This is a genomic window from Faecalibacterium sp. An121 (assembly GCF_002160915.1).
GTDB lineage: Bacteria > Bacillota > Clostridia > Oscillospirales > Ruminococcaceae > Faecalibacterium > Faecalibacterium avium.
In genome coordinates this window covers 1-7326 of sequence record NZ_NFLM01000039.1, presented here as the reverse complement: position 1 = coordinate 7326, position 7326 = coordinate 1, and the positions used below count along the sequence as shown (strand labels likewise).

At 48.7% G+C, this 7326-nt stretch carries 8 protein-coding genes and 1 pseudogene; 2 read left to right on the top strand and 7 right to left on the bottom strand.

All coding sequences use genetic code 11. The annotated features are described in order from the left end of the window. Positions 1-813: 813 nt before the first annotated feature. From B5E66_RS12415 to B5E66_RS12385, 6 genes are all read right to left on the bottom strand, one after another. Positions 814-2067: a tyrosine-type recombinase/integrase gene (locus B5E66_RS12415; protein ID WP_087233715.1), complete on the bottom strand. Its 1254-nt coding sequence runs from the start codon at positions 2065-2067 to the stop codon at positions 814-816. Between the two features lie 128 nt (positions 2068-2195). After that, positions 2196-3422, bottom strand: a complete 1227-nt coding sequence (locus tag B5E66_RS12410) for a tyrosine-type recombinase/integrase (RefSeq protein WP_087233712.1) — start codon at positions 3420-3422, stop codon at positions 2196-2198. Between the two features lie 78 nt (positions 3423-3500). After that, on the bottom strand, positions 3501-3731 hold the full coding sequence (locus B5E66_RS12405; protein WP_087233709.1) for a DNA-binding protein: 231 nt from the start codon (positions 3729-3731) through the stop codon (positions 3501-3503). Beyond that, on the bottom strand, positions 3724-4140 hold the full coding sequence (locus B5E66_RS12400) for a type II toxin-antitoxin system PemK/MazF family toxin (RefSeq protein ID WP_087233718.1): 417 nt from the start codon (positions 4138-4140) through the stop codon (positions 3724-3726). The genes B5E66_RS12405 and B5E66_RS12400 overlap by 8 nt, the downstream gene beginning before the upstream one ends. 559 nt (positions 4141-4699) lie before the next feature. Continuing rightward, positions 4700-5023 (bottom strand): helix-turn-helix domain-containing protein, encoded by a 324-nt coding sequence (locus B5E66_RS12390; protein WP_087233706.1) that lies wholly within the window; start codon positions 5021-5023, stop codon positions 4700-4702. A gap of 374 nt (positions 5024-5397) precedes the next feature. Next, entirely contained in the window at positions 5398-5622 is a 225-nt protein-coding gene (locus B5E66_RS12385; RefSeq protein ID WP_087233703.1) for a hypothetical protein, read from the bottom strand. Positions 5623-5950: 328 nt separating this feature from the next. Between B5E66_RS12385 and B5E66_RS12380 the strand changes: the two genes are divergently transcribed. Further along, positions 5951-6334: a helix-turn-helix domain-containing protein gene (locus B5E66_RS12380; protein ID WP_087233700.1), complete on the top strand. Its 384-nt coding sequence runs from the start codon at positions 5951-5953 to the stop codon at positions 6332-6334. 75 nt (positions 6335-6409) lie between these two features. Next, a complete protein-coding gene (locus tag B5E66_RS13165; protein ID WP_162609599.1) occupies positions 6410-6955 on the top strand; it encodes a hypothetical protein in 546 nt (181 codons plus the stop codon). Between the two features lie 57 nt (positions 6956-7012). Here B5E66_RS13165 and B5E66_RS12375 read toward each other — a convergent pair. After that, a pseudogene (locus B5E66_RS12375) lies at positions 7013-7111 on the bottom strand (type II toxin-antitoxin system RelB/DinJ family antitoxin); the annotation flags it as partial. Positions 7112-7326 lie beyond the last annotated feature (215 nt).

Below are 7326 nucleotides of genomic sequence, written 5' to 3'. Positions count from 1 at the left end.
GTTTCATAATGAATTTTTCCTCCTTATGGTGTATAAAAGATAGAGACCCAAAACAGGTTCAAAGGAAGGTCCTTTCCTTTGTGTGCCTATCATAACATACCCCCCCCGGTGTCAAGACCTAATTTCAAATTTTTCCATTTTTTCTTTATTTTCTTTAGTTCACATTCCCTAACTTCGGGCGCAGGAGGATTCGGAGGCAGCAAAAAAGCAGAAAAGTCCGGAAAGACACGTCTTTCCGAGCTTTTTTGAAAACTTTTTGGAAAAATCAGCGCTTGGAGAACTGGGGAGCGCGGCGGGCAGCCTTGAGGCCGTACTTGTTTTTATCGAATTCGTTTTTCATCTTATTATCGTATTATTTTTAAGCATCTTGTCCAGTTAGCCCTTCCGGTTGTCTTTTGGATGCACCATTTTATCTTCTCGGACGTTTCTCGAATCGCCTGGCGCAGCTTCAATATACGCTTAATAACCGGATTGTTTTTGCTTCTTTTTCGCCCAATTGCTTGATTTGAACATACTGTACAATTGTTACAACCTGCTTACAACTTGATTTCTGGATGGGGACTCTTTTAACGCAGCAATCAGCTGTTGCTCACAAGGTCCTTCCACATAGTAGATACACTTGCCCTTATTGTTCATTGGCCCACCTCATTTCCAGTTCATCTAGAAGAGAATCCTGTGGCAGTGAGGCGAACATATCGTTTTCAACAGCATTTCGGATGGAAGTTGACAATTTTCTTTGGATAGGTAAAGTTCACACTGAAGTCATGGAATCCATAAATTCCATCCATCGTAAGATTTAATACGATCATCATTTCACCAGCCTTCCATTTGTTCGCTGTTAAGTTTTGTTTTGCTTTCCGCACCTTCACGGCCAATTGCCTGGTTGACAAGGCCATGCAGCTGCTGCGGCTGATTGTACTTCACCTTGGCGTAAACATCCATTGTTATTCTGCTGTTCTCATGCCCCGCCAGGTATTGTACCGTCTTGGGGTCCACCATAGCGTAAATCAGGTTGGTGATGTAGGTGTACCGAAGCTGATGGGGTGAGACATGGAAGTCCATGGTGTACACCAGTTTGGGGTTCCTGGAAGGGTGGCCTCCCAGTTTGGGCTCTACAACATATCGGATCGATTCACCATTGATATAGCGGTAGTAGTACCGCTTTTCGGTGGAACGGACTTTGATGTATTGCCATATCTTGGCAAACTGTCCGCCCGTCAGCGGTTCTCCCCTGCTGTTTGCTATCACGAATGCAGACGATGACGCCTCCTTGGCCTCTTTGAGGCACTGCACCAGGCAAGGCGGGATGGGAATGTCCCGCCGGGCCGCCGGCGTTTTAAGCTCTGTTGTGATGACCGGCCGGTTATGCTCTGTATGCCAGGCTCGCCGGACAGAAAGATAGGGATGCTCTTCGTCCAGAAAAACGCAGTCCCACTGAAGCGCCAGGATTTCCTCCCGGCGCAGCCCCGCATACAACCCCAGCATAACAAATACATAGGGCGGCAGGTCACGGATCGTATCCAAAAGCACTCTGACCTGCTCGTCTGTCAGCGCCTTCTTTTCCTTTTTTGCCACTCCCCCTTTTGCCGGCAAGGCAGCCGCCGGATCATAGCAGATGACCTTGCTTTGCATGGCCGAGTGGAAAATATTTTTTACCAGCATAATCACATTGCTGTAGGTAGCACAAGACTTTTGCGCCAACGGTACCAGCATCAGGCGCAGGTCATCCGTTGTCACCTCGTCTATGTACATATGGCCTATGGGCTTTTCGATATGGTTCCTGACCGCCGTCTCATATCTTTGCAGCGTTGTTGTGCGGATCGTAGCCGAACGCATTTTCAGCCACTTCTCACAATATTCCGCTACCGTGGGATACGCCTGCCGGAATTCGGCCTCCTCAATTTGACGCTTGGCCTCCTGTACTTTGTCGTAGAGTTCCTCGCAGGTCTTTCCATAGAGAGAAACGCGCCTGCCATCGGCGTCCTTGATACGGGTCCGGTAATACACGACGCCTTTCAGCGTCACAGTCTTATATTGGGGGATCCGCTTGGTTTTACGCTTTGCCATGTTGGGCACCTCCATTCCTTCGGGATGATTTCCGCACTCCCATTATCCCAACCACAAAGACCGTTCTCAAGGATGTCGCCTATGTCCTATGTAAAAAGGAGCAAGGACCTTTTGTCCCTGCTCCTTTGCTATATGGATTCTGTTTGAGCATCCCACTGTGAAAACGCTTTGTTCAACACGCCGGCCAGTTCGTCCGGTCTGTTATACTTTACCTTTGCATAGATATCCATCGTGATCTTACTGTTCTCATGGCCTGCCAGGTACTGGACTGTCTTGGGGTCCACTGAGGCATAGATCAAATTGGTGATATAGGTGTGCCGCAGCAAATGAGGTGTGACCTCAAAGTCGATACTATAAACCACGTGGCCATTGTAAGCCGCCTTTTCTCCCAGCGTCGGCCTGACGGTATGCCTGATCCGCTTTCCATCCACATAGCGGTCATAGTGCCTCTCTTTGGTGGAACGGGTGACTACATACTTCCATAGACGTTTGAACTGCGTATAAGACAGCGGTTCCCCTTCCCGGTTCGCTACCACATATTCTGAAGCAGACGTTTTTCTTGCTTCCCGCAGACAATCTGCCAGGCAGTCAGGTAATGGGATCTCCCGTTTTGCCGCCTTTGTTTTCAGTTCCGTCAGGATCACCGGGCGGTTATGCTCGGTGTGCCAGGCCCGGCACACCCTCAGATAGGGCGTATCGCAGTCGAGAAAAACAGCATCCCACTTAAGCGCCAGAATTTCCTCCCGGCGCAGGCCCGCATACAGCCCCAGCATGATGAATACATAAGGCGGCAGCCCCCGAACTGCATCCAAAAGAACCTCGACCTGATGATCTGTAAGGGGGATCTTATCCTTTTGCGGAACGCCGCCCGCCTTTCCCGAGAGGTAGATCGTAGGGTCTTCGCTGATCACTCGGCTTTCCTTTGCTGCACAGAAAATACATCTATATAGAATATGGACGGACTTATAGACAGAAACAGACTTCCTGGATGCCGGTATAAGCGCCATACGTATATCATCCGTAGTCACATCTGCCATACGTTTATGTCCCAGCGGTTTAATGATATAATTTTTCACTTTGGACCGGTAGTCTGTCAACGTCGTTGTCCGCACTTGTACGGACTGCATTAACAGCCACTTTTCACAGTATTCCTTAACGGTTGGCGACATTCGCCGGAATGCCCGGCTTTCCATTTCATCCTGCGCTGTCAGGACTTTGCCATACAGCTCGTCGCGGGTCTTTCCATAAAGAGCGACCCGTTTGCCGTCTGTATCCTCCATGCGAGTACGGTAATATGCAGTCCCGTTTGTTTGGACCATCCCGTAATCAGGAGCCTTTTGCCGTTTTCCTGCCATATCTTGGCACCTCCCATTCGCTTATATTGGCAGTTCTAGTATGGCAGTTCCCTGCCGCATCCGCAAGGATGGCGGCTGTCAGCGCCTTGCCGCCCGTGGCTTTCTATATGTTTGCATCGGCTCTTTTGTCTTGGCACGGTGGGTACAACGGGCCATATATTCCTGAATGGCGCTATCCGTAAAATAGACGCAGCCGTTCTCTACATACTGAATGTAAGTAATCAGGCCTTCTGTCCTGGCGGCATCCAGCGTGGTCACGCTGATCCTCAACCGCGCCGCCGCTTCCTTCCTTGTAATAAGCTTATCCATCGGTTTCACCGCCCTTTCTGCTCCTGTGCCTGCTTCCCATGATCTGTTCGGGAATGTAATAGCCAAGCTGGACCCGAACCGCTTCATCGATCCCACGCATCTGGCCGCGGCTGACCTTGCCCAGATAGCGGATGACGCTGGTTTTGTCACAGGTATCGATCTGCTCGGCCAATACGGTGGAGGGACGCTCCAGCCCTTTTGCCTTCCGGAGCAGATAGTGGGTGGGCAGCCGTTTTTTCTTATTGATTTTGGATGTCAGCGGCGCAACGGTGATGGTGGGTGCGTAAAAATTGCCGGTATCGTTTTGAAGCACGACCACCGGACGGACGCCGCCCTGTTTTGACCCAATCGGTGCCCCCAGATCAACCAGGTATAAATCACCCCGTCGGTAAATCCAGTCTTCTTTCATTGTTTGCCTCCTGTCTCCATATACCAATATATGGATAAAGACTGCCGGAAAATCTATGCAAGTGCTCTGTTCCGGCAGCGCTTTCTTGTAATATGGTTTCTCTGTATTTTTCTCCATACCCCAGAGATGTGGGATTTCTCACAAGCGGCAGCTTGCTAGGCTGCTCCATTGGCTTTAGACCACCCCGCCTTCTTTGTGGCCGGGCTGCGAATTACAGAAGTATCATGATCCCTTGTCAGATTTTTACACCGCCGCCGGGGGCAACCCGGCATTTGCTGCTGTTGGATCGCTCAGTCGCTAAAAGACTTCATGGCGCACAGCCGAAGGCTCCGCCTGACAGGAATGTGCCTGGAGAAAGATTCTTCACTTTTCAAGGTACAGATGCAGCTCTTTGAATGAAACTGCATTGCTTGGTACATCTATATTGTACAGAGTTCCGCCCCTTTTGTCGTGGGCCTATCCGGCCCATTTTGGTAGGCCAATCTGGCACAATTTTTTCCTCCAGGCGACAGCAAAGCGATGGCCCGGCCATCGCTTTGCTGATCGTCGATCTATGATCTCATCGCGGTTGTTGCAGGTGTGTATCAGCGCCATAGGATAAAGTATCGATCACAGACTCCAACCGGTCTACAATTCCCAACAGCTCATTTTTCACCTTCATAGGGTCCGAACTTTTGCCAGTCAAAAGAAAATCCGTACTGACATCCAGCGCCTTTGCAAGACGAACCAGCATCTCAAAGGAGCAGGTCCGAGTCCCGCGCTCCATACGACTGACAAAATTGCTCTCCACATCCAATGCAAGAGCCAGGTCAAATTGGGTCATTCCATGCGCCTCTCGCATCTCCCGGATGCGAAGCCCAAACATCTGCCGGTCAAAACTCATGTTCGTTCCTTTCCGCCTGTTTCAGACGTAGGGATACAATCTTTTGCGGGCAGCTCGATACCTCTGCTATCAGCCTGATGACGCATCAAACAATAGGGTACTATCTCCTGGCATCCACCCGGAGTGGATCGCACTTCATGTATCCCTAGCCCTTAATGCATATCAGGCCTTTTATTTTTATAAGTTCCTACCGGCAGCAAAAAGGCCGCCGGCAAGGTGGACCTACTGCAATCTATAATGCAGGGTCCGTCCTTGTCGGCGGCCTCTCATGTAACATCTGGTTCAACACACCAACAGAATCAAGTATATGACCTGGGAATGGATTTACGCAGCCTGTTTCATCTCAACCATCCCGTCGTTATACCGCAATCGATTCAATTTTCAGCAAGCAAATATACGGCCGAGTCACGCTTCCTTCTTGGGGCATAGATGTCAAAACGAGTATGACGCCGCCCAATCCGCCGTCTGACCATAACTGTCAAGCAACCGGCACATTCCGCCTTGATTGTATCGCCCGCGGTTTTCTGTGCCTGAGATCTGTTGCCACAATGGGGGCAGTGCCATGCAATAGGCACCCAGGTTTCCTTTTTGTCTTTCATCTTCGCCCTCCTTAAAATACCGTGTTGGCGCGTTTCATCGGCTTTGGGTGCGTTTCTTCCATCCTCAGCGATTTTCTTTGCATTCCAATTTTCCGCTCTCGCTGACGAGGAAATTTTTCCCTTCAGCCAAAAAAGTCCCACTCACCTCCTTGCGCATTCTCACAAAATCGTGTATAATTGCATAAAGTGAAAATTGATAGCATCATTATATGCAATTTCATAGCATATGTCAAGCAATTTATGCAATTTTGTTTCTTGTTTCAGAAAACTGTATGCAATTTGTTACACATTTAATGGTGCAACCGAATGACAGCGAGGTTACAACGGGATGAAATTTGGTGAAAAAATACATAAACTAAGAAAACAATACGGCTTCACGCAGGCGGAACTTGCCGAAAAATTAGGGGTACACCATCGCACCATCATCGGATATGAACGTGATGGGCGCTATCCCAGGGACCGTAACATCTACAAAAAGCTTGCCGACATTTTTCAGGTCCCCGTTCATTACCTCTATGAGGATTCCTCTTTTATAGACGAGGCCGCCTCTGCATACGGAGAAAGCGGCAAAGAGGAAGCAAAGCAGCTTGCCATGGAATTATCCGAATTATTTGCCACCGGAGAACTGTCCGATGAAGATATGGACAACATCATGTATGTGATGCATCGTGCTTATTTCCAATATCGTGAATCAAAGCGTGTAAAGGAATAAAGCTCACCCCCAAGGACTGAAGATGTCGGTATCAAACCGATCCCTTCAGCTTCTACGAGAAGAGGTTATCTACCCATGAATTCCATTCAATTACATCAGAAAGCAAACGAACTTGTACAAGTCATCGGTTCCCGTGACATCCGCAACATCACACGAAGCCTCGGCATGCAGGTCTCAGAGATGCCCTTTGATTCGATCCTTGGATTTTTCACGTTTCAATGGGAATTCCATCAGGTCGTTATCAACGACAAGTTGGACAAAGCAACCAAGCAGATGGTATGCGGTTATGCACTCAGCCGCTACGCCGACGCCTATCTGTTCGCATCCAAAGGCACTTTTTGTAAAATGAATTACATTTCCCACACACATCTTTCGGATTATAAAGCCAACGCCTTTTCATCCCATCTAATGCTGGACAGTGATGAGGTATACCATCTGACTACTTTGGGATACGACGCTGCCCAGATCGCTCATCAAACAAAACGCCACCTGAACCTGATCCTTTTCAAACTTCTTGAAATGGATCAGATGGGGTTTGACATGTCTCATTATTACAGGATCCATCGACAGTTTTTGAAAGGACACCAGCATCTGGCTCATTTGGGATTTCAGAATATATAGCAATGTTTCGCCAAATTGAAACATGAAACCAAACATCTGCCATATAAGCAATCCTATAGTGGATAAACTCATCCCGAGTTCCGCAAACAGGGCGTCGGCTTGTGCCTTCAAATCCGCGTCCATGCGGATGCTGATGTTTGTGGTATTTCCAGCCATATCATCAATCCCTTTCTGCTGGTATATGCCATTTGCACGAAAAAAGCAACATTATGCACGAATATTTAACATTATGTTCCATGTCATGCTGTTTGTGCGTAAGCGCCTCACGAGACCCCGTACTTGACAACAGAAAAGGACCGGCCAAAGCCGGTCCCCTAGATTATTCCTGTTCAAAACAACTGCGCATGTAGTCGCTCCAGGGCATCAGGTCC